This window comes from Exiguobacterium sp. EF_C8 (genome assembly GCF_054956715.1).
This window is the reverse complement of the sequence record NZ_CM143264.1, coordinates 1,772,041-1,797,890: the sequence shown is the minus strand read 5'-3', so window position 1 is coordinate 1,797,890 and position 25,850 is coordinate 1,772,041. Positions and strand designations below refer to the sequence as shown.

The 25,850-nt window shown below is 45.7% G+C and carries 28 protein-coding genes; 17 read left to right on the top strand and 11 right to left on the bottom strand.

Features of this window, described 5'->3' with window-relative positions:
* Positions 1-9: 9 nt before the first annotated feature.
* The 3 genes from ACY2IG_RS09695 to ACY2IG_RS09685 all read right to left on the bottom strand — a co-directional run bounded on the left by ACY2IG_RS09695 (position 10) and on the right by ACY2IG_RS09685 (position 1,173).
* Positions 10-375: a nuclear transport factor 2 family protein gene (locus tag ACY2IG_RS09695; RefSeq protein WP_035407460.1), complete on the bottom strand. Its 366-nt coding sequence runs from the start codon at positions 373-375 to the stop codon at positions 10-12.
* Positions 376-457: 82 nt separating this feature from the next.
* Positions 458-658 carry a cold-shock protein gene (locus ACY2IG_RS09690; protein WP_023468529.1) on the bottom strand — a complete coding sequence of 67 codons (201 nt, stop codon included), beginning with the start codon at positions 656-658 and terminating at the stop codon, positions 458-460.
* 257 nt (positions 659-915) lie between these two features.
* Positions 916-1,173, bottom strand: a complete 258-nt coding sequence (locus tag ACY2IG_RS09685) for an RNA polymerase sigma factor (RefSeq protein ID WP_056062036.1) — start codon at positions 1,171-1,173, stop codon at positions 916-918.
* Between the two features lie 142 nt (positions 1,174-1,315).
* Here ACY2IG_RS09685 and ACY2IG_RS09680 point away from each other — a divergent pair, with 142 nt between their 5' ends.
* The 5 genes from ACY2IG_RS09680 to egtD all read left to right on the top strand — a co-directional run bounded on the left by ACY2IG_RS09680 (position 1,316) and on the right by egtD (position 5,869).
* The gene (locus tag ACY2IG_RS09680; RefSeq protein WP_329468641.1) at positions 1,316-1,873 is read left to right on the top strand and encodes a GNAT family N-acetyltransferase; all 558 of its coding nucleotides are present in this window, start codon (positions 1,316-1,318) and stop codon (positions 1,871-1,873) included.
* Positions 1,860-2,366 (top strand): NUDIX domain-containing protein, encoded by a 507-nt coding sequence (locus tag ACY2IG_RS09675; protein WP_329468639.1) that lies wholly within the window; start codon positions 1,860-1,862, stop codon positions 2,364-2,366. The genes ACY2IG_RS09680 and ACY2IG_RS09675 overlap by 14 nt, the downstream gene beginning before the upstream one ends.
* A 158-nt stretch (positions 2,367-2,524) precedes the next feature.
* A complete protein-coding gene (gene guaC / locus ACY2IG_RS09670; protein WP_035407471.1) occupies positions 2,525-3,508 on the top strand; it encodes a GMP reductase in 984 nt (327 codons plus the stop codon).
* Positions 3,509-3,632: 124 nt separating this feature from the next.
* Positions 3,633-4,913 (top strand): ergothioneine biosynthesis protein EgtB, encoded by a 1,281-nt coding sequence (gene egtB / locus ACY2IG_RS09665; RefSeq protein ID WP_056061882.1) that lies wholly within the window; start codon positions 3,633-3,635, stop codon positions 4,911-4,913.
* Entirely contained in the window at positions 4,913-5,869 is a 957-nt protein-coding gene (gene egtD / locus ACY2IG_RS09660; RefSeq protein WP_056061879.1) for an L-histidine N(alpha)-methyltransferase, read from the top strand. The genes egtB and egtD overlap by 1 nt, the downstream gene beginning before the upstream one ends.
* A gap of 84 nt (positions 5,870-5,953) precedes the next feature.
* Here egtD and ACY2IG_RS09655 read toward each other — a convergent pair whose 3' ends face one another.
* Both ACY2IG_RS09655 and ACY2IG_RS09650 read right to left on the bottom strand, forming a co-directional pair.
* Positions 5,954-6,277, bottom strand: a complete 324-nt coding sequence (locus ACY2IG_RS09655) for a hypothetical protein (RefSeq protein ID WP_056061877.1) — start codon at positions 6,275-6,277, stop codon at positions 5,954-5,956.
* A 39-nt stretch (positions 6,278-6,316) separates the two neighbouring features.
* Positions 6,317-7,435: an NAD(P)/FAD-dependent oxidoreductase gene (locus ACY2IG_RS09650; RefSeq protein ID WP_035407485.1), complete on the bottom strand. Its 1,119-nt coding sequence runs from the start codon at positions 7,433-7,435 to the stop codon at positions 6,317-6,319.
* Positions 7,436-7,719: 284 nt separating this feature from the next.
* On the opposite strand from ACY2IG_RS09650, the gene ACY2IG_RS09645 reads away from it, so the two are divergent.
* The 3 genes from ACY2IG_RS09645 to ACY2IG_RS09635 all read left to right on the top strand — a co-directional run bounded on the left by ACY2IG_RS09645 (position 7,720) and on the right by ACY2IG_RS09635 (position 10,235).
* The gene (locus tag ACY2IG_RS09645) at positions 7,720-8,268 is read left to right on the top strand and encodes a hypothetical protein (protein ID WP_035407488.1); all 549 of its coding nucleotides are present in this window, start codon (positions 7,720-7,722) and stop codon (positions 8,266-8,268) included.
* Positions 8,269-8,363: 95 nt separating this feature from the next.
* A complete protein-coding gene (gene corA / locus ACY2IG_RS09640; protein WP_462617825.1) occupies positions 8,364-9,314 on the top strand; it encodes a magnesium/cobalt transporter CorA in 951 nt (316 codons plus the stop codon).
* Positions 9,315-9,326: 12 nt separating this feature from the next.
* Positions 9,327-10,235: a LysR family transcriptional regulator gene (locus ACY2IG_RS09635; RefSeq protein ID WP_035407494.1), complete on the top strand. Its 909-nt coding sequence runs from the start codon at positions 9,327-9,329 to the stop codon at positions 10,233-10,235.
* Positions 10,236-10,295: 60 nt separating this feature from the next.
* On the opposite strand, the gene ACY2IG_RS09630 is transcribed toward ACY2IG_RS09635, so the two are convergent.
* Positions 10,296-13,883: a dynamin family protein gene (locus tag ACY2IG_RS09630; RefSeq protein ID WP_462617824.1), complete on the bottom strand. Its 3,588-nt coding sequence runs from the start codon at positions 13,881-13,883 to the stop codon at positions 10,296-10,298.
* A gap of 121 nt (positions 13,884-14,004) precedes the next feature.
* On the bottom strand, positions 14,005-15,429 hold the full coding sequence (locus tag ACY2IG_RS09625; RefSeq protein ID WP_308101682.1) for an NAD(P)H-binding protein: 1,425 nt from the start codon (positions 15,427-15,429) through the stop codon (positions 14,005-14,007).
* Positions 15,430-15,589: 160 nt separating this feature from the next.
* On the opposite strand from ACY2IG_RS09625, the gene ACY2IG_RS09620 reads away from it, so the two are divergent.
* Positions 15,590-15,979, top strand: a complete 390-nt coding sequence (locus tag ACY2IG_RS09620; RefSeq protein WP_035407503.1) for a hypothetical protein — start codon at positions 15,590-15,592, stop codon at positions 15,977-15,979.
* Positions 15,980-16,228: 249 nt separating this feature from the next.
* Complete coding sequence (locus ACY2IG_RS09615; RefSeq protein ID WP_462617823.1) at positions 16,229-17,578, top strand: phenylacetate--CoA ligase family protein; 1,350 nt, start codon at positions 16,229-16,231, stop codon at positions 17,576-17,578.
* Positions 17,579-17,633: 55 nt separating this feature from the next.
* Here the strand turns inward: ACY2IG_RS09615 and ACY2IG_RS09610 are convergent, their stop codons facing one another.
* Positions 17,634-18,488, bottom strand: coding sequence for a GyrI-like domain-containing protein (locus ACY2IG_RS09610; protein ID WP_462617822.1), 855 nt, complete (start codon positions 18,486-18,488; stop codon positions 17,634-17,636).
* Positions 18,489-18,660: 172 nt separating this feature from the next.
* On the opposite strand from ACY2IG_RS09610, the gene ACY2IG_RS09605 reads away from it, so the two are divergent.
* Positions 18,661-20,013 (top strand): phenylacetate--CoA ligase family protein, encoded by a 1,353-nt coding sequence (locus ACY2IG_RS09605; RefSeq protein WP_462617821.1) that lies wholly within the window; start codon positions 18,661-18,663, stop codon positions 20,011-20,013.
* A gap of 346 nt (positions 20,014-20,359) precedes the next feature.
* Here the strand turns inward: ACY2IG_RS09605 and ACY2IG_RS09600 are convergent, their stop codons facing one another.
* Positions 20,360-20,713: a hypothetical protein gene (locus ACY2IG_RS09600; protein WP_462617820.1), complete on the bottom strand. Its 354-nt coding sequence runs from the start codon at positions 20,711-20,713 to the stop codon at positions 20,360-20,362.
* 109 nt (positions 20,714-20,822) lie between these two features.
* Here ACY2IG_RS09600 and ACY2IG_RS09595 point away from each other — a divergent pair, with 109 nt between their 5' ends.
* On the top strand, positions 20,823-21,554 hold the full coding sequence (locus ACY2IG_RS09595; RefSeq protein WP_462617819.1) for a DUF5694 domain-containing protein: 732 nt from the start codon (positions 20,823-20,825) through the stop codon (positions 21,552-21,554).
* Positions 21,555-22,151 carry a hypothetical protein gene (locus ACY2IG_RS09590; RefSeq protein WP_462617818.1) on the top strand — a complete coding sequence of 199 codons (597 nt, stop codon included), beginning with the start codon at positions 21,555-21,557 and terminating at the stop codon, positions 22,149-22,151.
* On the opposite strand, the gene ACY2IG_RS09585 is transcribed toward ACY2IG_RS09590, so the two are convergent.
* Positions 22,133-23,056, bottom strand: coding sequence for a zinc-dependent alcohol dehydrogenase (locus tag ACY2IG_RS09585; RefSeq protein ID WP_462617817.1), 924 nt, complete (start codon positions 23,054-23,056; stop codon positions 22,133-22,135). The genes ACY2IG_RS09590 and ACY2IG_RS09585 overlap by 19 nt on opposite strands.
* 120 nt (positions 23,057-23,176) lie before the next feature.
* On the opposite strand from ACY2IG_RS09585, the gene ACY2IG_RS09580 reads away from it, so the two are divergent.
* Genes ACY2IG_RS09580 through ACY2IG_RS09565 form a run of 4 tightly spaced genes read left to right on the top strand, consistent with a single transcriptional unit; the run spans position 23,177 to position 24,915 of the window.
* Positions 23,177-23,344 (top strand): hypothetical protein, encoded by a 168-nt coding sequence (locus ACY2IG_RS09580; protein ID WP_308101675.1) that lies wholly within the window; start codon positions 23,177-23,179, stop codon positions 23,342-23,344.
* Positions 23,345-23,356: 12 nt separating this feature from the next.
* Complete coding sequence (locus ACY2IG_RS09575) at positions 23,357-23,770, top strand: RDD family protein (RefSeq protein ID WP_056061846.1); 414 nt, start codon at positions 23,357-23,359, stop codon at positions 23,768-23,770.
* A complete protein-coding gene (locus ACY2IG_RS09570; RefSeq protein ID WP_290786623.1) occupies positions 23,760-24,485 on the top strand; it encodes an alpha/beta fold hydrolase in 726 nt (241 codons plus the stop codon). Before ACY2IG_RS09575 ends, ACY2IG_RS09570 begins: the two co-directional genes overlap by 11 nt.
* Positions 24,457-24,915: an NUDIX hydrolase gene (locus ACY2IG_RS09565; RefSeq protein ID WP_035407531.1), complete on the top strand. Its 459-nt coding sequence runs from the start codon at positions 24,457-24,459 to the stop codon at positions 24,913-24,915. The genes ACY2IG_RS09570 and ACY2IG_RS09565 overlap by 29 nt, the downstream gene beginning before the upstream one ends.
* A gap of 55 nt (positions 24,916-24,970) precedes the next feature.
* Here the strand turns inward: ACY2IG_RS09565 and ACY2IG_RS09560 are convergent, their stop codons facing one another.
* Positions 24,971-25,720, bottom strand: coding sequence for an SDR family oxidoreductase (locus tag ACY2IG_RS09560; RefSeq protein WP_156358985.1), 750 nt, complete (start codon positions 25,718-25,720; stop codon positions 24,971-24,973).
* Positions 25,721-25,850: the final 130 nt, after the last annotated feature.

Here is a 25,850-nt window from a genome sequence, read left to right as displayed (position 1 = left end):
TTGAATCCGTCACGACGGATCAAGAGATGTTAATTGACCAAAGTGCCATTTCCAACCATCTGACGTAGCACGATAGATTGATACGATCCGGAAACGTCCTACGTATTGAGTTGCCCCGTATTCAAAACGATCTTCTATTAAACTATACTGAATCGCTGTATCTTCAAAGTGATCAATGTATGAAAAATCATCGGTCCGGGATAACCAGCGGATATTCGCAGGGTCAACGTAATGATCAAGATACGTTTCGGCGTCGAACGATCGCCCTAACGCATCGATGAACGTGAATTCGGGAGATAATAGATGTGAAACTTGTGATGAATCTCCTTTTAGCATAGCATCTTTAAGGTGTTGCACGGTTTGTTCGAGTGTCATGTTACATCTCCTTTCTTCTTGAATCGCCAGTGTAGCATATTTAAACAAAAAAAGACCCTGCCGGAGCAGGGTCTAAAAGAAATTAAAGTTTTACAACGTTAGTTGCTTGTGGTCCGCGTTGACCTTCTTCAACTTCGAAAGAAACCTCTTGACCTTCGTCAAGTGATTTGAAACCTTCAGATTGGATTGCTGAGAAGTGTACGAATACGTCGTCTCCGCTTTCGCGCTCGATGAAGCCGAATCCTTTTTCTGCGTTAAACCATTTTACTTTACCTTGTTCCATGTGTATTGCCTCCTGCGTGTGACTGGCACACTGATTATTACTACCGTGATCAATTTCATCGAATATAAAGTGAAACACTTCGTATCTCCACCGAACAACAATAATTACTTAATAATATAGCATGCCCGTATCGAAAAAGAAAGGACAAAACAAAAAAAGAACAAAGTAAAACAAAGTAAGCTGTTCTTCTCTAAATACATCATTGAATTAAAGGGTTCATTTTACCTGTGTCGAAAGAGTATAACTGATTCTTTCAATTAAGTCGGAATATGTTCTCTTTTACTACTGAGTTGTCGTAATGTATGCAAAATGAATCCTTGGAAGTTCGGGTAACGTGTCGGTTGTTCCCAAACAGTTCGGAATAATTCGGTCATTGCAGAATGAATAAGTGCTTCATCGACCTGTGTACGACGAAATAAAAGAAAGAGTGTTTTTTCGTAACGATCGTATAATCGTTCGAGCGCGACAGAATCACGCTGTTTGATTTGATTGAGCAAATCAGTGTCTGAATACATAGGTCACTCCTTCTTCGACAGTTTTCTCTATAGTATGCTGTCACAGTAATGTAATGAAACTATTATGTAGATTCCCGCTGGATGAATTATGAAACACCCAAACTTCTTGAACTAAAGATAATAATCAAAAGGAGGAAAAATGATGTTACCTATATATATTCGCCCGTATGTCTTAGATGATGCGGCAGTTATTCTTGAGATGAACTTACGAAATCGTGAACACTTCGAATACTGGATGCCAGTTAAGCCTTTACCCGAACAGTACACGTTAGAGGGGCAGCGGGAACGAATTTTTCGTCATCAAGAGTTGATGAAACAAGATGCTTATTATGCTTACGGTGTTTTTTTATCAGAGACCGATCAATTGATTGGCGATGTCTCAGCGATGTTCATCCAGCGTGGACCAGCCGAGACGTGCATGATCGGCTATCAGTTAGATGCCGTCTATGGTGGAAAAGGATATATGGCTCAAGCGGTCGGATTGTTCGTAGACCATCTATTTGATGTCCATCAGTTCCACCGTATTCGTGCTGAGGTCATGCCGGCGAACGTCGGATCGATTCGTGTTCTTGAAAAAGTCGGATTTCGTAAAGAAGGAATCGCGAAGCAAAACCTCTTCATCAATGATGCCTGGGAAGATTTTATTTTGTTTGCTCTATTAAAAGAAGACCGGGAGGAGTCAGGTCATGCCAATCTCTGATTATTATGCCAATCTACGGCGACATGTCGGAACACAATGTCTGTTTACACCATGCGTCGCAGCAATCATTCGAAACGAAGCAGGGCATATCCTTTTCCAGGATCCAGGTGGTCCGTTTTGGAGTTTGCCTGCCGGGGCGATTGAACTAGGAGAATCCCCTGCACAAGCAGTCATTCGCGAAGTCTATGAAGAAACGGGTCTATTCGTTCGACCCGTCCGACTAATCGCGACATTTGGTGGGGAATCGTTTCGACTTACGTATCCTGACGGAAACGAGGTCGAGTATGTAGCAACGATGTTCGAATGTGAGGTAGTCAGTGGGAAGCTCGAGGCCATTGATGGGGAATCTAAGCAACTGGCTTATTTTCCAAAAAATGAGCGTCCGCCACTTGCCTTGCCTTATCCTGATCAAGTGTTTGAGAAATCGGAGGCATCGAGTTATTTCGATTGGGAAGAGCAGTGGTTGACTGATTTACAACAACAATATTGTTAAAATCCGAACATTATTTTTTTGTTAACTAAAAAAGTTCATGAAAAACCTTAAAAACACGAAAATTTCTTTGACACTATGATAACAGTTCGTTATAGTAGTCAATGGGCGAATGATTATCGCCGATATATAAAAAATATTCGTAATTAGAGGTGTTATTCATGGATGTAGTATTCGATTATGAAGATATTCAATTAATTCCAGCAAAATCAATCGTTGGTAGTCGTTCGGAATGTGATACGTCAGTCGAGTTCGGCGGTCGTCGTTTCAAGCTTCCGGTCGTACCCGCAAACATGCAAACGATCATTGATGAATCGATTGCTTTGTTCTTAGCTGAAGGCGATTATTTCTATATCATGCATCGATTCGAACCGGCACGACGTCTAGCGTTCGTTCGTATGATGCAAGAGCGTCAACTGTTCGCTTCGATTAGCGTCGGTGTCAAGGAAGAAGAATATCAGCTGATCGAACAGCTTGCGACAGAGGGACTAACTCCTGAATACATCACGATTGATATCGCACACGGTCATTCGGAAGCAGTCATTCAGATGATTCGCCACATCAAATCGCTTTTGCCAACAAGTTTCGTTATTGCTGGAAACGTCGGTACACCGGAAGCGGTACGCGAACTTGAGAACGCAGGAGCAGACGCAACAAAAGTCGGGATTGGACCAGGTAAAGTTTGTATCACGAAAATTAAAACAGGTTTCGGTACAGGTGGTTGGCAACTCGCAGCACTTCGTTGGTGTGCGAAGGCAGCAAGCAAACCGATTATCGCCGATGGTGGTATTCGGACGCATGGGGATATCGCGAAGTCGGTTCGGTTCGGTGCTTCGATGGTCATGATCGGTTCACTTTTCGCAGGGCATGAAGAATCGCCTGGTGAGACACATGAAGTGGACGGGGTGCTCGTCAAGGAATATTTTGGTTCTGCTTCTGAGTTCCAAAAAGGCGAACGCAAGAATGTTGAAGGGAAAAAGATGTTCGTCGAGCATAAAGGAAGTCTAGCAGATACATTGATTGAAATGGAGCAAGATTTGCAATCAGCGATCTCATACGCTGGTGGAAATAAATTGAAGGCGATTCGGACGGTCGACTACGTCGTCGTCAAAAACTCGATTTTCAACGGTGATAAAGTATTTTAAGTATGATGAATCCGCTCTTAACAGAGCGGACTTTTTTTGTTTCCTTAGCATAACTCTTCCATAGGAGGGGTATAAGTCAAATGGACCGAAAAATTCGGAATATTTTGGATAGGGAGTGATTGACATGCTATTTGAAACGACATCGTACTTAATCGAAAAATTCGCTACCGTTCGCAACCAAACGATTGCCTTAATCGAACCGCTCGAAGCAGAGGATTTCATCATTCAAGCTAGTTCAGACGTGAGTCCGCCAAAATGGCACATTGCCCATACGACTTGGTTTTTTGAACGGATGATACTACAGGAATATAGTGAAAACTATCAAGTCTTCCATCCGAAATACAATTATTTGTTCAACTCTTACTACAATTCAATCGGACCTTATCAACCTCGTCAACAACGGGGAATGTTGTCACGTCCGACCGTCGAGGACATCATCGCTTACCGGGCATATGTCGATGGACAAATGATCGAGTTCTTGAAAGAAGAACGGACTCCAGAAGACCAACGAAAAATCGAAGCATTGGTCGAGATGGGACTACAACACGAACAACAACATCAGGAATTGATTTTGATGGACGTGAAGTATAACTTTTTCACGAATCCGTTATTACCTGCCTATCAGTCAAAGTCGTTAGAACCGGACGTGCCTGAAAATGCACTCATGGAAACATCCTTTATCCCATTTGAGGAAGGACTCGTCGAGATTGGTCATACAGGAGACGGTTTTGCGTTTGATAACGAGAGTCCGCGCCATAAAACGTGGCTGCATCCGTTTGAATTAGCGACACGTCCTGTCACGAACGGGGAGTATTTGGCATTTATTGAAGCAGGTGGCTATGAAAAGTCAGAGTATTGGTTATCTGATGGCTTTGCGACGGTTCAAAAAGAAGGCTGGAAAGCGCCATTATATTGGATGAAGGATGACGCGGGAGAATGGACGATCTTTACGATGAATGGCGTCGAACCATTGCGGCTCGACGAACCAGTCTGTCACGTTAGCTTTTATGAGGCGGATGCTTACAGCCGTTTTAAAGGGAAGCGTTTGCCGACAGAAGCGGAATGGGAATGGGCTTCTCGTCAAGTCGATTCCGTTACGAAGCGCAACATGATGGGAAATGGTACGTTTCATCCAGTCGTAGTCAAAGAGTCAGAGACGACACTTGCGAGCATGTTCGGTAACGTCTGGGAATGGACATCAAGTCCTTATAGTTCGTACCCAGGCAGTAAACCACTTGAGGGAGCACTTGGAGAGTACAATGCGAAGTTCATGTGTAATCAAATGGTACTACGTGGAGGAGCGTGCGTGACGCCTGACGATCATATTCGCGAGACGTACCGAAACTTCTTCCCACCCGATAAACGCTGGTTATTTGGCGGCTTCCGATTGGCGGGTGACATGTGATGCGCGAGACGGTCATTGGCTACGACTTATATACTCCACAACAAAACATGCGTTTAGAAGTCATCGAAGGTCTGATGCGCGAACAAAAAGTCTTACCGGCGAAATACTTTTATGATCATATCGGCTCCCAGTTGTTCGAGCAGATCACGCAACAACCGGAATATTATCCGACAAGAACGGAACTTGCTATCTTGGAGCAACACCGAGCGGAAATCGCTCAGAGTATTGGGGATGTGCATACGCTGATCGAATATGGAAGTGGAAGCAGTCGTAAAATCCAGATGTTGCTTGAGACGTTTACGCACTTGGATACGTACATGCCGATCGACATCTCAAAAGACTTTTTGATGGAATCTGCTCGTCAATTATCGGAGCGGTATCCTGCATTGCATATTAAAGCTGTTTGTGGTGATTATTCACAAGCCATTTCCTTACCGGTAGAGGAGTCTCAAAAACGGGTCATCTTTTTCCCGGGTTCGACGATCGGGAACTTTGAACCGGAGGAAGCGATGCACTTTTTACGTCATTCATCGCGGATCCTTGAAAGTGGAGATGGATTCTTGATCGGCGTTGATCTAAAAAAATCGACCGATGTCCTTGAACGTGCTTATAACGATGCAGCCGGTGTCACGGCAGCATTCAATTTGAACATGTTGACGCACTTGAACCAGATGCTCGATGGAACGTTTGATGTGACCCGATTTAAACATCATGCTTTTTATAATGAAGAAAAAGGACGAATCGAAATGCATCTTCGGAGTCAACTTGATCAATTAGTACAAGTCGGAGACGTGACGGTTCCGTTTAAACAGGGGGAGACGGTTCATACGGAGAACTCCTATAAATACAGTAAAGAAGAGTTTGAGACTCTCGCTCGTCAAAGTGGTTTTCATCCGGTCAATTGCTGGATTGATGATGACAAACGATTTAGCGTGCATTATTTAGAAAAAATGTAACGGCGTCATAACTAAAAAACACTCCTACACGTAAGCTTCCGTTAAAAGCATGACTGGGGAGTGTTTTTCATAGGTTAAAGTGTCTTATTCGATCCGTGCACCTTCAGGTATCGGATGTTCCGGCACGACGAGAATCGGCATCCATTGTTCTGAACGCCCAATCTCAAGCACTCGTCCGGACTCTTCTGGCGTACGACCAGGTACGTTGAGTACAGCAATCGCTTGTTTTCCAAGCAGCTCGTGGACATCAGGTCGTAGTGAATCCCAAGCGAGTGAAAAAGAACGTGTAAATCCGTCGAATTGTAGCTCAAGCTGAATTGAGCCATCCGTGCGATTCGAAATCGACTGGATCGTACCGACACGAATATCTAAAGCATCAAATAATTCAAGTGAAACTACTGGTTTCATGGACAATGACGTACTTCCTTTCAAAAAGCATAAAGTGAGTTAGGAGTCGAAAGAGACGTATGTCGGCTCATAGGTCTGCCATTCGATATCAAGCGTTTGATGATTTGCAAGCTTCGCTAATTGGCTACCGAGATAAGGTCCAATCGTCAAACCGGATGCGCCGAGTCCGTTTGCTAAGAACACGTTTGGATGATTTTGAAGCGGTCCGATTACTGGTAACGAGTTTTTTGTATAGGGACGTAAGCCGATACGGAGTTCATCAATTGTCGTTTCCTCGAGACTTGGTAAGACAGGTAAAGCACGATTCAATAAAGCATGCATTCCTTTGACGGTCGGCTTTAAGTTGTAATCGGTCTGTTTCTCATGTGTCGAACCGACGATCAGTTTCTTTTCGTGGATCGAAACCAGGTACAATCCGCGTTGTCCCATGACGACAGGCCACGTCGTTGATGTAGAATCCGTCAAGTCGAGTTGTAGGATTTGTCCCTTCTCTGGGTGCAAATCGATTTTAAGGTCAAGCGGCCGAAGAAGGTCATTCAACCAAACGCCTGCCGTTAAAATGAAGTGGTCTGCCGAGTACTGTTCGTTTTCCATGGTTATACCGGTGACGACTCCTTTGTCTACGACAAGAGAAGCATCTCCTTCTAGTACAGTCGCACCGTGTTCGACAGCCCCACGGATCATAGCGGCACATAAGGCACGTCCATCAACACGTGCACCGCCAGAGACGAATAAGGCATCTTCGATCTGTTCAACGAGCGGAAACAGCGTTTTGACACGTTCTTGATCGAGTCGTTCGATCCGTTCGATGGCAGGGGCTTCTGGAAAGCGGTTTTGCGCAATCGTCTCCATCTTATCGATTTTTGATGTTTCGTGTAAGGCGATCGCTCCAACTTGCTGATAACCTGTGCTCGTCTCGCCGAGTGCTTCGAGTTCAGGAATCAATGTCTTGTAAAAATGAGCACCGTTATTCGCTAACTTGTACCATGCTTTATTGCGTCGTTGTGTCATCCATGGACAGATGATGCCCGCTGCCGCATGGGAGGCGCGACCGGGTTCCTTCCGATCAACGAGTAAGACGCGTTCACCAGCCTTTGATAAATGATAAGCTGTCGAGGCACCAAGAATTCCGGCACCGACAATGATATGGGTGTACATGAAAAATTCAACTCGATTCTATTCAATTGGAATATCTTATATTGTAGCAGTAGAAGATCCGGGCGACTAGCAAGAGTGAGAATCGGATCGGTAGCACATCGAATAATGGGAAATGATGGGGAAAGTGAACTTTTTCGAAACCAATCACGTATACTAAATATACAGTTTCTATAAACTGTGAATTAGATGATTAGAAACAGTTGAATTTGGAAACATACCCTTATAGGCATCATGTCCTGTCATCATTGACTTTGAAACGGTCCATCATGAAGGAGGGGAAGGCAATGAATATGAGTCAAGCCATCGTACGCAAACGCTACACGGATCATACTTTATTTTATTCCGCCATCCTAATCTGGAAATTGCTATTCTTCCTGCCACTGCTCATGTTCGTCAACAGTGGCACGGACCATGTGTTTCAAATGTATTTCGTACCGTATCTAACGGTCATCTTGTTGTTTCGCGTGATGACCTACTTCGCGACCTATAAAGCATCTTTTATGGAGATGACGGAAATGGGTCTCTCGCTATCTTTACTCATCGCAGATGTATATTTGATTGCTTTGTTCGATATTCCACTTCCATTTGCCTTGATTATTCTGTCACTCGCTTTACTCCACTTCAGTGCAGCGTTTAGTCGTTTTCGATGGTTCCGTCGTCGTCTCTGGTTGAATCGACACCTTGAGATCCTCAATTATTTGACGGATCACGGTGAAGTTCCGATTAAAATCGCCGTCATGGCAGAAGATGAAATGCTTGTAACGACGAAAAGCGGTAAAGAATTTACGTATCGTCAAGTATATTGGAGCGGTTTTTATATTGAACATGGTTGATTGTCTATAAGAAAAAGGATTCCCTTTCTGGAATCCTTTTTTGTTGCATTTGAAATAATATAGTACGCTTAAATAATAAAAGGGGGGAGAGGAACTTGATTCGTTGTATATTGATCGATGCGAACGATACGATCATTTTGACAGATGATATATTTCGGATACAAGAGCCGGGTATCAAACGCTATTTCGTTGATTTTAATCAACCGACAGATACAGAAAAGCAAAAATTGATCGATGCCTTTGATTTTCATCCGCTGGCGATTGAAGACTGTTTTCATTATTTACAACGTCCGAAGCTCGAGTATTATGCGGATCATAGTTTTTTTGTCCTTCATACACTTGATGAAGGAACGTTGATGAGTCGTGAAATCAATTTGTTCGCAAGTGATCGGCATCTTGTTAGCTACCATGAGCAATCCTCGCCGGAAATTGACGTCGTGTTTGAACAATACAGTCATTGCCTACACACACAAGAAACGGTCGATCTCGTACATAAAATCATGGATAAGATCGTCGACGGTTATTTTCCGATCGTCCATGCGACAGAAGATGAATTGTTTGCGCTTGAGGAACGCTATCGATCACGCGGAAACGATCGTCGGTTGATGGAAGAAATTTTCGAACTAAGAGCGCAGTTACTTCGAATCTCGCGGACAGTCATGCCGATGCGGGACTTATTGTATCGGGTCGTCGAATCGAAGCGGTTATCGATTCATCCGAAGAAGCAAGCATTCTTTCGCGATTTGTATGATCATTTACTAAAGTTATCCGAAATGATTGAATACAACCGATTGATGACATCTGAGTTTCGGGATAACTTCATTTCCCTCAATTCGTACCGGATGAATAGCATCATGAAGACGTTAACGATCTTTACGACGATTTTCATGCCGTTGACGTTCATCGCTGGTATATATGGCATGAACTTTGAACATATGCCAGAACTGACCACCCGGTATGGTTATTTCGTGACGTTAGGGGCAATGGGACTCCTTGCTTTAGTGATGATTCTGTTCTTCAAAAAAAATCGTTGGTTTGATGAATAAGGAGAGATGTAAGTGGATATTCGACAGTTACTTTTTTTTACGACAATTGTCGAGCAAGGCTATAACTTAACGCGTGCTTCGAAACACTTGTCGATTTCGCAACCGGCGCTTAGTCAGATGATTCGCGACTTCGAACAGCTGGAGCAAGTGGAACTATTCATTCGAAAGCACGGACGGTTGACAGGGTTATCGGAAACGGGACGTCAATTGTATGAAGATGCGAAGATCGTTCTGACACGTCATCAAGCATTGATGGGGCATCTGCGCGAACGCTCAAACGTCGTCCGAGGGAAAGTCCGTCTCGGAATCCCGCCTGTCATTCTCCCTGTGTTATTTTCACAGTTAATCCCGAAGTTCATGGCGGAACATCCTGGGATTGAACTCGAAATCATCGAAGAAGGGGCGTTTGAACTCAAACGTCGACTGCTACTTGAAGAACTCGATTTGGCTATTTTGATCGAACCAGGTGAATCCTATGGCATTGAACGTTTTCGATTGATTGAAGATGAAGTCGTCGTTGCCGTTCGCCCAAATCATCCGTTTCAAGCAAAAGAAGCTCTATCTTATAGTGATATCGGAAATGAACCACTCGTCATCTTAAATGATCGATTCATGTTACATCATCAAATACTATCGGAGTTTCGCAAAGTGCAGCAAGAACCGAATATCTTCTTCATGTCTGGTGCATGGGACTTGTTGATCGGGATGGTTCAAGAACTCGACGTCATCTCGATCCTACCGGAACCGATTCTGCGGTTTCATCATGCGGATGACATTAAAATCATCCCGTTCGAGCCGCCGATGTTATGGGATGTCTCGTTGAACCGACTTGTCGGGACAGAATTACGCCCAGTCGTCCGGCACGTCCATCAATACATCGTCCACTATTTTCAATCGTTCTGGCCAACGCCTGTGCGGTGAAGAAAATACAAAAGACCGGAACGCGTCGCGCTCCGGTCTTTTGTATGGATTGATCATGTTTCATGACGTGACGTGCTGCGTCAGATTGCGAATCTTTGCGGCAGCTTGTTTATAAGGTGTCAGTGTCTCTTGTGCCTGTAACGTCGCACGTTCACTCTCGAGTTGTTCGAGTGCTTGGCGTAACAGGTGCTCTGAAAGGGATGTTAAAGAGACATCTAGATGTGCCGTCGCGACTGTCAGCAAACGCTCTTGTTGAGCAGTAGTGTATGCGAGTGCTTCTTGTTTAGTTAACGTCGCCAGTTCTTCCTTCAGTTGTTCTTTCTCATTCTTCTCAAAGAAGGCTTTCGCATTCCGGAAGTGGCGTTTGACACCAATATAAGGGGTTGCATCCTCGAAGGGTCCGTCGAACGTCATTTCTTTCAACCGAGAGACCGTGACAGGCGCGAGCTGGAAGGATTCGTTCCATTGCTCAAGCAACTGTTGCTCCTCTTGCTGACGACGGACTAAGGCCGCTTCGAGCCATTGGTCGATGCGGAAATGCGTGACCCGGAGCTCCTGCTCAAAGTCGAACCGTAGGAATGTCAACAGTTCCGTCAAGGCCTCCTGTAGTGCTACTCCTTTACTCGTCTGAGCAAAACGAACGGGATTATAGGCTTCTTTGAAGAAGTCAGGGAAACGGTAATAAATGCGTTGTACGACATGGTGCAACAGTTCATGAATCTCTGCTTTGAGTGCAGGTTCGATCAAAGTAGCACGATTGTCCTCGAAACGATCGGTGACCTGCTGTTCTAAAGTAGACAGTTCAGCCAGCCGTTCTTCTTTTCGCAGGAGGTTTGCTTCAGTCGCAACGATGAACCGTTCGAGGCGCTCGACGGTCTTTTCCGTCTGCTCAGACAACGATACTTTAGCAAGACCGGTCAAGTCCTCCGCTAGGAATTGATGAAATGCTTCCTCGAACTCGGATAAACCGGAAATTGAATCCGTTCGCTCTTGCTGCTTTTCGGCGAGTCCTTGTAAGCTCGAGACTCCATACAGTCGGGGCGACCGAATCCCGAAGCGTTGCAGTTCCGTAGCGACATAGTTCAAGACATCTTGACGTTCGCTTTCTGAAGCAGCGAGATCAATCGCATTGACGAGGAAGAACATCTTATCGAGTTCGAATGCATCTTTGACACGACCGAGTTGAATCAAGAATTCACGGTCAGCGCGAGCAAAGGCATGGTTGAAGTACGTGACGAACAAGATTGCATCCGCATTTTTGATGTAATCGAAGGCGACATCGGTATGACGGGCATTGATTGAATCCGCTCCTGGTGTATCAACGAGTGTCACGCCGAGACGAGTTAAGGGACTATCATAATAGAAATCGATGACATCGACGAAACAGCTTCGTTCTTCCTGTGCGACATATTGTTTAAAAGCTTCTTGATCGACCGTCTGGACGGTACCGATGAATGATTGAACGGTTGGGAATCCTGTCAAGAAAGCACGCAAGAACGGATCCGTCAGCGATGCGGCACGTGGTAAGAGCGTATCGTATGCCTGTTTCGTTGACTCGAACGTCATCGTTGCGACCATCGCTTCATTTAAGTCTTCAAGCATCGCTGCTTCCGACTTGAATGTGACTTCTGCCACGCCGTGCGAGTGTGTAGTGTCAACGGGATGAATCCGGTTGATGGACGCGGTCGTTGGGTTCGGAGAGACGGGTAGTACCTTCTCTCCGAGCAAAGCATTGCAAAACGATGATTTTCCGGCACTGAAGGCACCGAATAAGGCAATCGTGAACGATTGGTGTGTCAGTCGATCCAATTTGTCATTTAAATAAGCGACGGCTTCTTCAAAGCCCTGTAGACCATTCAGCTGCTGACGGATTTGAGCAACATCTTCTGGTGCAAACCGGACGGATTGTTGCTCACTGATCGTCTTCGCGAGCTCAAACGCAGTTGTTTCTGTCACCGATTCATACCCGGTAAAGGAAACGATTGTCGCTTCTTGCTGAATCAATTGCTCTTCCCAGACTGAAACTTGTGTCCGAGCCTGTTCGAGCTGTTGGTCAGATGGATTGGCAACTCCATACTCATATCGCTCGAGTGCTACGGTAGCCTGTTGCCATGCTTGAACGTTGTCCCATTTATGCTGTAGTGACGTTTGTTGTTGCAATAGCTCAGCTTGTTCTTTCGGGAAAGTTGATGTCAACTCTAGTCGAACATGCTCCCGCCACGCATTCGTTTCCTTGACGAACCAAGCTTGTGTCTGTTCGGCGACACGATTCGTGAACTGGAGCACCGATTCACCCGTGATCGTAATGCCAGTCGGCAGGGCACTCTCGAGTACGGAAAGCGGCGGGGCGAGTGAAAGCTGATCGATCGCGACGATATGCATATCCTGCAGGAGACCAAGGTCGCGTAACGATTGTTTCATCAAGTTACGTAAATGGAGCGAAATCTCGGAAGCGGTCACCGTCTGATAGGCACGCAACACATCTTGTGCAATCTCTGCTTGAGCCGCTTCCGTTTTTTTTGTACTTCGGAACAATCCGACCTTGAAGTCGCGTTGGCGTGACTCGAGGAAACGACGCATCTTCTCGCGTAATTCGAACGGCATCAATGTCGCATTTTTCAATAGTTGATCTCGATGCAACGAAAACGTCTGTACCCAGCGGTCCGGCTGACGTGCTTCTAATTGTTGCGAAACGTGGGCTAATTCGGTTTCGATCGTCTCTGGATCACGTCGTTCAGCGTCATTCAATTGTTCAGCCATCGTCTCGTGGGCTTCTGAGACGAGACGTGTGAGATAACGTGTATGCTCTTGATGAAGACTTTCAAGCGTTAAAGCGGCAGAAGCCAACAACTTCGGTTGAGCATCACGAATGCTTTGTTTGACGAGCTGTTCGACTTCCATGAAATCGTTATACGGATGATCTGGTTTCCGCAGGCTTGTAAAGAAGATCCCTTTCGGCGCGACACCATGTTCAGCGAAAGATGCATGGACCGAGCGGCGGAAGGCGTCGAATGATAGTTCATCTTCACGATGTTTATCGATTTGATTGACGATTAAATATAGTTCCGGTACGGCAGCTTGTAATTCATTCGTCACCATGAAGTTCAATTCAGATTGAACATGATTGTAGTCCATGACGTAAAACAAGATGTCAGCCAAGTGAAGGGCGGATTCCGTTGATACACGGTGGGCATCATCGACCGAGTCGACGCCTGGTGTATCCATCAAGACGAGACCAGGAGGCAGATCGGACGCAGCATGCGTCAAATCGATTTGACGGACATCACCACTCTTCCCAAGTGTTTTAAGATGCTCCTCTTGCTCTGTTGCTGTCAGACGAACAGAAGGCTGTTCATGAAAGTGAACGATCGCTGAATCAGTGTCCCCTTGTTGAAGTGTCACGATGTTCGCACTCGTCGGAATCGGACTTGTCGGTAAGACCGATTCACCCGTCAAGGCGTTAATCATGCTTGACTTTCCAGCCGAGAAATGACCAGCGAAAGCAATCGTGAACTCTCGTTTCAATAGTTTCATAGCGAATTTATCTAGTTTATCTAAACGGAGTTGATCCGTTGAAGGTTGAATCAACGTGGCGAGTGAAGCTGTCGCTTCGAGTTGGTTCGATAATCGTTCCTCAAATGAGCGCATGCAATGAAACCCCTTTCTTTCAGTCATCGTTCAGTGTATCACGATTTTTTTAGTTTCGTCATCCTTCTGCAAGCGACAAAAAACGATCCGCCAAGGAAGAGGCGGATCGTTTTAATCGGGATCAAGATGACGGAACGATTTCGTCTGCGTGTGTTGATTCTTGTTCCGTCGAATGAATTCGACGCAATAAGTGTAATTTAAAGAGATACATGACGAGCAAGTGAACGTTCGCCTGCGTCACCTTATAGAGTATCCACGGTAAAGCAGGGACGAATTCGTGAATGGCAATGATACATTCCTGTGTACCGGGAATTTGCCGAAATTCAATCCGACCCCGGCTATCTTCCTCGACTTTTGCGAACAGTCCGCCGGTAATCCGGTATGTCGCCATTTGTCGATCACGAACCGGTTCCTTCGTCAATTCAAGTAGGGGTTGTTCGTAAAATGGAATGTTTATTCCAACGACTTGATCGTTCATAGTTGATGATAGGAAAGGACGCGCAAACGAAGATAACCAATCCATGTAATCGTCAGCTGCCCAGTCGGCATCGCGATCCTTCGGCAAAAGAACACGTTGAACTGAACGAACGTCAAGGGCGTCTGGTGTTGAAGACGACGAGGAAGAAGAACCTTTTTTTTCTTCCTCCTCTTTTAGCGCATCACGGACCGATTGTTCGAATGTAATTTTTCCGTCACTGATCCCTGGAACCATTTTTTCTGGATCTGCAACCATCTCATGAACCATGCTTTCAACGAGTGGATAGACGGTTTCTTTTGGTTCTCCAGACACGAGCGTCACCCAAAGTCGAGATAATTTAACGGTCAATAAAGGAATATCGATGGTCGGTTGTCGTTTTCCCATGATGTCAGCAGTTCGAAGGATCATCTCTTTATAGGTCATCGCTTCCGGTCCACCGATATCGATTGCCCGGTCTTTAACATCATCGCGATCGACACTTTCACCAAGTGCATGAATGACATCCGGTAAAGCGACGGGGTGTGTCTTGTTACGTGTCCATCGTGGGAGTGCCATGACGGGGAGGCGTTTGACGAGCTTCGATAAGATTGGGAAAGATGAGCCTTTTGGACCGACAATCAATGCGGCACGGATCGTCGTCACCGGTGTGCCATAAGCACCAAGAACGCGTTCGACCTCGAGTCGGCTCTTTAAGTGACGCGATAGATTTTCTGTTTCCTCAGGAATGATACCACTTAAGTAAATGATTTGTCGGATACCATTTTCTTTTGCTGCACGGGCAAAGTTATCGGCTAACAATAAGTCCATGTTTTCAAACGATCCTTGTGTCAATTTAGCAGAAGGCATCATCGAATGAACGAGATAGACAGCGATGTCCGCTCCTTTCATACCAGCAATCGTATCGTCTAGAGAAAAGAGATCGCACGATCGCCATTCGACACGTTCCTCATTGTCCTTATCATCGCCGTTTCGAGAAAGGGCAATGACGTCATATTTTTTCTTCAGTTCGTTCAGTAGATTGTGACCGATGTAACCGGTAGCTCCGGCTAAAGCTAGGCGCGTTGGCATGGATGTAAACTCCTCTCTTATATCTGTTGTAATGTACCCCCAATCGTGTCAGTTCAATCGCAAGAGGATACGCTGAGATGATTCAGTTGGATGGAATAGGGAATAAAAATATAAGGAAAAGAATCAACAGGAAGAATGAAAAACAAAGGAGGCTTCAACCATGCAGACGATACAATTCATGCAAGCGGAACATGAACGACGATTCGATCTGTTGTGGAGACGCTTAAAGCCGAAACAACGAGAAGATGCAGCGATGGTCTCGATGCTGTATCTCGCAACAGGACAGCCACAAGTGCTCGAACGATTCTCGGATTATTTCTTTCCGGATAGTGGTGAGTTTTTTGATCGTGAATTTCTGTCAGAACCCTATCCAAGTCCAGCGTTAGAAGCAATCATCCACTTGATCGTACAATTATATAATGGGCGAACGACGATAACGATCATCGAGTTGATTGAACGATTGGATGAACAACAGATGTCGCTTGTACTCGAATCGATTAAATTACGGGCTTACGGGTGTCAGATGCTACAAAAAGTCGCGAAATCGTAATGGTACACGTATATGAATCCGATCAACGAAGAGATTTCCTGATTCGTCGGTCGGATTTTTTATGATGGAAGAAAAGTTGTAAGTTCAAGAATCGATGAGAAGATGTTCGTAAATCAGAGTTCAATAAAATAAATCGTCCTGAAAATAAAAGCTAAGTTTATTCACGAAGAACTAATTGAGGTGGGCGACGACTGGAAATAAGATGAAAGTATCAGTAAAAGGTGGTTTATCTATGGAAGGAGTGACATCATGCAGCTCAAAGAATCGATCTACTTTCACTCACCGATCTTCATCCAAAACTTGTTGACGACTTTACAAGGACGTCGCCTGTTCCACGAACGATATGGTCCAGCCTATCAACAACGCCTACAAGAACTGAAGCAGAAGTTAGGACGACCGAATGACATACGGGCGGAACAGTTGCATCGATTAAACGACTTCCTTTCTTTTTGCCAAACGCATAGTCCGTATTATCAGGAATTGTTTTCCTCTCTTGCGTTAGAGCTCCCTCTACGATCGATTGACGAACTAACACAAATTCCTCCTTTGACGAAAGAAATCTTACGACAACAAAATGAGGATGTCCATGCGCGCGTCCATGCTCCGATTCTCGGGAAAACGGGCGGTACGACCGGCAAATCGATTCAAGTCCATTACACGAAAGAAGACATGCAAATCCGCATGGCGCATCTCGACTTTTTCAAATGGACACATGGCGTCGATCAAGGGATGCGCCGTGCGAGTTTTACCGGTCAAATGCTTGCCTCGCCTCAACAAAAGGCACCGGTTTATTGGCGGACAAATAAAGTCATCAATCAAATGTTGTTCTCGATCAAAAACATCAATCCGAAAACCGCAGCTGCATATATTGAACAACTCAATCGGTTTCAGCCGGAATCAATTGATGGTTTGCCTTCAGGAATGATCGAAGTTGCACGATACGCTAAAAAATATGGTTTGACTTGCACATTTCGTCCAAAAGCGATTTTTCCGACGGCTGAGATGATGACGGCAGAAGAGCGAGCACTTGTCGAGGATGTTTTCCATGCGCCAATCTATGATCAGTATGCGTCTTCAGAAGGGGCTCCGATCGTCGCGGAATGTCCGTATGGCAAAAAACATTTACATTATGAGATGGGAATCATTGAACGCGATGAGGATGGCGAAATTCTCGTGACGAGCTTCGATACGCACGGCACACCACTTATTCGCTATCGAGTTGGAGATCGCATGACGCTCAGCCAGGAAACGTGTCCTTGTGGTCACCAAGGTCCGATCATCGCTTCGATTGACGGACGAGGACGAAGTTTCATCCAATTACGAAATGGACACCGTGTCTTTGAAGGGGAGCTCTCAGGAATCGTTCGAGCGTTCCCGAACTGTATCGAACGTGTGCAATATATTCAAGAGACGCGGGATGAGATTGTGTTATTGTATGTACCAGATGAACGGTGCTTCGAAAAAGAACACGAGAAGAAACTCTTTTTCGTTCTTGACCGATTGTTTGAAGGACAACTGAATGTCGTCATGCGTGCCGTACCCGAAATTCCGAAAGAAATCAGTGGAAAGACGCTACTGATTAAGCAACAGTATGTATGACATACGAAAAGGTGAGATCGCCGATGATCTCGCCTTTTCGTATGTCCTGAAACCATCAGTCGCGCGGACGCACCGGAATCCAGATGGCAGATTGATAATCGGCGGCAGACGGGTCGCCTGCCGAATAGACTTCGAGTTCTGCATGAGGTAACGGCTCATAACCATGTGACGGAAGCCATTCTTGGTAGATGCGGTGCCACATCTCTTGAATGGCGTGCGGCATCGGACCGACAACTGGGAACGTCGCCCAAAGACTCGCCGGAATCGTCATCGTTTCCTGACCGGGCAGGACTTCCGTTGTCGTCGTCGCGATCCAATAATCCATCGATGCTTCGGTGAAATTGGAGCAGACACCAACCACACCATCAATCTGACCGTCATTTTGTTTGAACAAGGTAGCATCTTGACCGGAATGATTCACATCATTCCAAAACAATGGAATCAGTTGTTGTTGGGCACCATCTTGCGTAGGGAAATGTTTTCGCCATCCTGAAATCTGTAAAGCAGGTCGTTCGATGAGTTGATAATCCATTTGATCCAGTCCCTTCAAAGTCACCTGAATGCTCAGGCGGTTATAGGCGTGAACCCGACGTCGCTCGTTTCTCATCAACGTCGGGGAACAACCATGCTGACGTTTGAAAGCTTTTGTGAAAGCTTCCGGTGTCTCATAACCAAAACGTAAGGCAAGATCGATGATTTTTTCGTCCGTCTGTGTCAATTGTTGCGCAGCAAGCGTCAGACGTCGCCCTCTGATGTATTCCGGTAAGGTCATCATCGCAAGTAAGGAAAACGTTCGTTGTAAAGTATACGTTTGCATCTGAGCCACGCTTGTCAAAACGTTGAGATCAATCGAGTCTTCTAAATGATCTTCGATATAGTCAATGACGCGTTGAATCGATTCGAGCCACATCTTGTCACCTCCTTGTTTTCAGTATAGTAGAGCGTTGATCATCGGGCCTGTCCAAGGTGATATCAATTTGTCAGGATGCATGTTCCCTTGTATTTGTCATATTCTTGTCAGGTACATAGGCTATCGTAGAGACATCGAAACCGTTACTTCCCTTGCGAAAGGACGTGATGACATGGGTATCAAAGAGCAAATCTACAATCGCTCTCCTCTATTTCTCCAGCACCTCTTCACAACCCTCTATGGGTATCAATTGCATCGCGAACGTTATGGACCGGTCTATCAAGAACGGTTTCGGATGCTCCTCGAACGAGAACAATCGACGATCGACGTCAAAGCGGAACAACTTGACCGTTTAAATGACTTCCTTCGCTTTTGCATTGAACACAGTTCCTATTATCGTCAGCTCTTCATTTTGCATGGCATTCTTTTACCGTTAAAGGACCTATCCGAACTAAAACATATTCCTGTACTGTCAAAAGAAATATTACGAACGCAAATGGAGGACATTCAAACAGATGTTGTTGCGCCAATTATAGGGAAAACGGGCGGAACAACAGGCACATCACTGCAAGTACGATATACGATACCGGATATGCAAATTCGAATGGCCCATCTGGATTATTTTAAGACGACCCACAATGTCTACCGTGGCATGCGACGGATCAGCTTTACGGCACAGGATCTCGTACCCGAGCGTCAACAGACGGACGTCTACTGGCGGATGAATCGAGCGGCGAATCAACTCTTATTCACGGTAAAACGATTATCCCCACGGACGATGGCAGCGTATCTTGAAGCCATCGAACGTTTTCAACCAGAAACAATCGATGGTCTTCCGTCAGCGATGATTGAACTCGCCCGGTTTGCGAAGCGAGAAGGGATCCGCTTGAAATGTCAACCGATTGCTATTTTTCCAACGGCTGAACGAATCGACGCTGAAGAGCGCCAGGTCATCGAAGAAGTGTTTCATGGACCAGTTTTTGATCAATATGCATCGTCTGAAGGAGCACCAATCGTCTCGGAATGTCGACTTGGTCAAAAACATCTGCATCATGAGATGGGGATCATCGAACTCGATACAGACGGGGAGATTCTCGTGACGAGTTTTGATACACACGGCACCCCCCTCATTCGCTACCGGGTCGGAGATCGGATGACGCTCAGTCAGTGCACCTGTTCCTGTGGTCACCCGGGACCAATCATCGAATCAATTGACGGAAGGGGGCGGGCGTTCATCCAAAAACCGGATGGTCAAAAGATTTTTGAAGCGCAACTGTCGAGTATCGTCAAACATTTATCAAACAATATCGAGCGTATTCAATATGTCCAATCGACGCCGGATAGCGTATCGATCTACTACGTTCCTGACGCGGAGCGATTCAGCCAATCAGACGAACACCTTCTGATGGAGCGTCTGTACCGTTTATTTGGTCGTGATATCAAACTTGATGTCCAAGCCGTTTCATATATCGATGCTGAGGAAAGCGGAAAGATTTTGCTCATTAAATCAAGCTTAACAGGATAAAAGAAAGAGGTTGACCCAAAAAAAGAATGACGTGTCTTTTCACGCCCTGTCTTCAGGCGAGACACGAGCCAGTTTTCCTGTTTCATTCAAGCAGGAAAGCGGGTCTTGTTTGTCTCTGACAGCGCAAAGATGCGCTTTTTCCTGTAAGAGTTGCGTGAAACGCGTCATTCTTTTGGTTATGAGATAAGGGTGGCAGATCATTATTTTACCACCCTTATCTTTGTAGAAACTGACTTTTGAGTCAGCCCCTTTCTAATTTCTTCTCACCATACCTCGTGTAAAAGTAAAAAACATCTCCGCTGATAGTATTTCTAAAGATGTACCACGTTAAAAGTGTTAAAGTGCCTCATTGATTTAGATTTTTTTCGATATCCCTTACCTTTTGTAAAAGCCATTTTTTATTTTCTTTGTCTTTTACGATGATGAAATCTTCTGTTCCTTTAACAGCATAGATGGTGGATCCGACTGAAAAGAGATTCGATTGACTGTTCGCTTGGGGCATTTCGTATGCTTTTGTTTTCTTTAGTATCGTACTAATTTTTTCTCCTTGTTGTTTAGATGCGTCCAATTCAGCTTCTGTTCCGTTATATTCTTTATTGTTCACAATGACGATCATGGCATAACTAGTTTCATCCTCTATACCGGTTTGATTGCATCCGAATAAAAATCCAATGAACACAATGATGAATATCCTTTTCATCGGAACCTCCTTATATGAGTATTTGTTGAATGGTAACGTAAATTCATAATAGGTAAAGGTCGCTTCCTTTACCAAATATAAGGTAAAATAAGGAAAAGGAGGAATGTAGATGAAGCCCCAGATTTTACTGTTAGGCATGTTCCATCTTGATCGACCGGCAAATGGTGATCTGATTCGTCCAGTAATTTTTGATGTCGCATCAGAGAGACGGCAACAGGAAGTTAAGGAAGTCGTTGTTCGATTGAACAGATTTCAACCGACTTGCATTGCTCTTGAAACGTCACCTGAACGCATGAGTGACCTGCAACATACATATGACACCTATCAACACGAGAGTGATTTAACCGCTAATGAACGGCAACAAATCGGCTTTCGCCTAGCCCGGATGGCAGGATTAGCACAATTGCATGGAATCGATTGGAACGAAATCGTACCAGGCGTACCGGATTTAGGAATAGTCCGTTCACATCATCCGGAAGCTTTCGAGACGATCGTCACTGCTGAGATGGAGCGGACTGAACAGTTAGAGAACGCGATGGAGCAGTTATCCTTTTCCGAATGGCTCGATCGATTGCACGCTGAAGAGACGATTGCAGCGTCCGCTAAGGTCTACGATCAAATCGAACAGCTGGAAAACGGGCGGATTTGGATCGAATGCTACTGGCATGCCCGTAATCAAAAGATTGCCGATCGTCTACTGCAACTTGCCCAGACGACCGAGCGAATCGTCTGTTTGTACGGTGCTGCGCATCTTCCGCTATTAAGACAATACTTAAATGAATCGAACCAAGTTGTAGTGATGACATGGAGCGATTGGAACAACGATAAGGAGTGTATGTAAATGCTATTTCACTACCATATTTGGACACCACATTTGGAGGAAACAGAAGCCTGGTATACAGCACGCGGATTTCACGTTTCCCAGCGCATTGGGAAGAAAAATGGAGAATTTTCTTCGTTTAATCCACCTCTGACATGGAACGATTTTCGAACGGATAAGATTGTGTTTCGGATCATTGAAATGAAACGCGGGGCAGTGAACGTGACTATCGGGTACGGGAAGGTCATTCGCTTCGACCACATCGGATTTTTGATTCAATCAGATGACTTGCAAATGATCCTTGACCGTGCAGAAACACTTTCGTTTACAGTCCAACCGAATGAGCGTCGGACGTTCTTGCAGACACCATACGGATTACGGATTGAACTGCAAATCCATGAAGATGCGATTGCGGATACGGATGGAACGACACTTGAGCGTCTGATCCTAGCGACGCCGCTCGAAGGATTAGAGGCGGATTTAGCGAAACTGTTCGATCAACCGGTTCCGCAAATTCAAACCGTCCGCGGGGAGAAGACCGTCTTGCAAGAAGCAGTCTTTTCCGACGGATCGCTAGCAGGCACGGATCCGAACGGTGTTCAGCTCGTCTGCTCATAATCAATGAAGACTTTGATCGGGAGATCGGTCGATGCCATTAAGGCAGCGAAGCAGTTGGCGAGCTCCGAAAACGAAGTTTCCTGTTCGAACAAATCGGGTAATGTTGCGTGACAATCGTTGGAAAAAAGCCAGTCTGCGTGCTGCCGGTAGTTCCAACCGTCACTCGATGCAATGATCTGAAGTTCCTTTGCGTGAAACGCGGGCGTCAACGTCAAAGATTCACGGTTGCCGTCCGATAAGACGCAGATTGCACCATGAGGACGGACAGCGGATTGAAGTTCGGCAAAGGCCGCTTGACGTCCGGAACATTCGATGGCGGCGTCATACGTATCTGAATCCGGCGTGACGATGTGTGCGCCTAATTGACGTGCTAATTCAGCTCGGGAGGCGAGCGGCTCGATGATATCTGTCTGGCGAACGTTAACGTAATGCCGTAAGTAATGTACCGTCAGCAAACCGATCGTACCCATTCCAGAAACTAAGACTCTCGTGTCGGGCGTCAATGTCAGTTTTCGGACGCCTTTTGCCGCGTCACAAGATAGAATCAGTAGCAAGGCTTCACGTGGTGAGACATAAGCAGGAACCAAAATGACCTTCGACTCAGGTACGACCGCTTGATCTTGATGACCATAGAAGCCGACGACCCGATCACCGGGTTTGACGGTTTGGACCGCGTCACCAACAGCAAGCACCTTACCGTAACTTTCATATCCGGTCTCGAGCGGATAGCCATAATCGGTTTCAGTCATATCTTGTTCAAGCCATTGCGGAAGTTCAGCACCGATACTGATGGCACCGGCAAGGGTGCGGACGTGGACGTCATGGATGCCGAGCGGCGGTAGGTTCCGAACGAGATAACCAGGCTTCTTCAGCTCAACGAGACAGCAGGTCGTTGTAGTGTTCAAAATGCAAACCCCATTTCAATAAAGAATCAAATATGTGTAAGTATACCTCAATTTACTTGTAAAATATAACAATTCGAAACCAGAAATGAGGTAGAATAAGTAAGGGAAGGGGGAGGTCGAATGGAACCATTATTGATTTTGGCATTGCTCGTGTTCGCATTCTTGACGTATCGGTATAGTAAAATCCTCGTCCGAAAAGATATCTCTACCGCAAACAAACGACTCGCGATCGTCTTTTATTTGATTGCTGTCAGTGCACTCGGCGCTGTCGTCTATTTTAACGTATAAGGAGGATCATCCATGCACTCAACAACAAAACGACGAATCGGTGCGTATATCATCAACCAGGCTGTCTATCTCGGACTTTCCGTCGTCATCGAAAAAACGGTATTACGACGTGTGAAGTCAGAAGTCGTTCACGCCGTCGTGACACAACCGACGATCAGTTTTCTAGGAGAAGTCGCGCAATTAAAACTGTTGAACGGAAAAACGATTGGTGGTCAGATCTGTGGTATTCAGGTCGAGAGCGAGAACGGATTGCCGTTGACGACGAAACAAATCGTCCGTCGAACAGTTTATCGCGATACGGTTTCGTTGTTTAAGATTCGACCGTACTGGAAACCTTTTCTCGAGAACGGACAACGATTACCGGAAGATGACTTTGCGAGAACGATCGTCCACTTGAATCAGGAGAAGCTAAAAAATGAAGCTTGATTTTCATGTCCATAGCGTCCGCTCCTCTCACCCAACAGGAGCCATTCTACTCTACCATGGTTGGGGCGGTACGGCTGTTTCTTATCTAGAGTTTGCACGACAATTATCTGAAGAAGGGTTCGATGTCTTTATCCCGGAACTTATTCGACACGATCAACGTGAACCGTTTGATCATCCGTTTGATCCAGAAGTATCGACGACCTATTTTTGGACGGTCGTTGAACAATCGATCAAGGAAGCGACAGCTATCATCGAACAATCAGGCTGGCATGTTTCAGATGTGATCGCGATCGGCGTCTCGATGGGTGGGTTCATTGCCCACGGAATCATGGCGCGTTTGCCGATTAAAGCGCTCATTGCGATCAATGGGGGCGGCGCCTTTCTTGAAGCGGAGCATCAATTCCGCACGCGCGACGGACGACCTGCTATCAAAGAAACAGATGTACCATGGAAGATCGATCCGATCGATGTGATGGATGAGCGTCCGCGTTTGCTCCTGCACGGGGATGCTGATGACATTATTCCACTATCAATCCAGCAGTACTATCACGTAACAGCAGTTCAAGCAGGTATGACGCAAACGACTGAATTATGTGTTTTTCCGGGTGTGAATCATACTGTGACGGAGGCGATGATCGAACAACTGATTGTCTGGGTGAAGCAAGTCAAACTTCAAGGGGCGACAGATGGACTATATACGTTTTCTCCGCAGTAAGGTCGGTCAGGAAAAAGTGATGTTGAACTTTGCAGGTGGCATCGTCTTCGACGAAGAGGGACGCATTCTTCTACAAAAACGGCGGCAGCAACAAGCGTGGGGCTTTCCCGGCGGCGCACTGGAACTCGGAGAGTCGATTGTCGAAGCAGCCAAGCGTGAGATTTTCGAAGAGACCGGAATTCATGTCGCGATTGAACGTTTGAGTGGTGTTTATTCGCAGTACGAAGAGATTTATCCGAATGGGGATGTCGCCCAACCAATCGTTCATTTTTTTGTTTGCCAAGTCAATGGAGGACAGTTAACGATCGACTCCAATGAATCATTGGACATTGCCTTTTTTGAAAGAGACCAGATGCCAGAACTCTATAGCGACTTGCATCAAGTCGCCTGGAACGATTTTTTGACGGAAATGGGTCCGGTCTTTCGATAATGAAAAACATCCTTCTGATTTTGACGTCAGAGGGATGTTTTTGCATGCTACACGTTTAGCGTTCGAATCCGCCTTCGGAATGAATGACTTGTCCGGTCACCCAGCCACCGTCTGGACTAACGAGGAATTGAATCAATCGTGCAACATCTTCCGGCGCACCGATTCGCCCAAATGGAAAACTAGGTTTAAGCGCTGTCCGTGTTGCTTCATCCATCCAAGTCGAGTCAGTCGGACCCGGATTGATGGCATTAACGGTGATACCAAGCGGTGCTACGGCTGCCGCATACGTCTTCGTAAATGTTGACAATGCACCTTTCGTCGTAGCGTACGCAATCTCGTCAGGCATTGGACCGAGGTCTTGTCCGGACGTCAATTGGATGATACGACCGGAAGTTAGATGTGCTTCAGCAAATCGCTTTGTAAAACGTGTCGCGAGTAATAGCGGTGCCCGGAGATTAACGGCATAGTGTTGGTCGAGGCTTGCTGCATCGAGCGTTTGCCAATCTGTCATTGTCGAATGAGCAGCGTTATTGATCAGGATGCTTGGTGCTCCAACATCTTCTATGCGTGCGAATAACTCGTCAGCAGCATCTGATTGACTTAAATCAAGTTCAATCGCAAGGACTCGGGCACCTTGATTTTCGAGTTCGGTTGTAAAACTAGCCGCCCAATCCGCTGTTGCTTTAAAATAAGTAAAGACCAGGTCATGTCCGGAAGAGACAAGTTGGCGGCAGATTGCAGCTCCGATGTCGCGTGTCTGACTGGCACCGGTCACGATGGCAATCGATCGTTTTGTCATATATATGCTCCTTTTAAGTAGATGGATTTGTAAAAATCAAATGTTTACAGAATCAGTATAACGGAATGAAGAGAAGAAGAGAAAGCGTTATCATGATTTAACATACTAAATAATTGCATGTTTATACCCAAAGTGT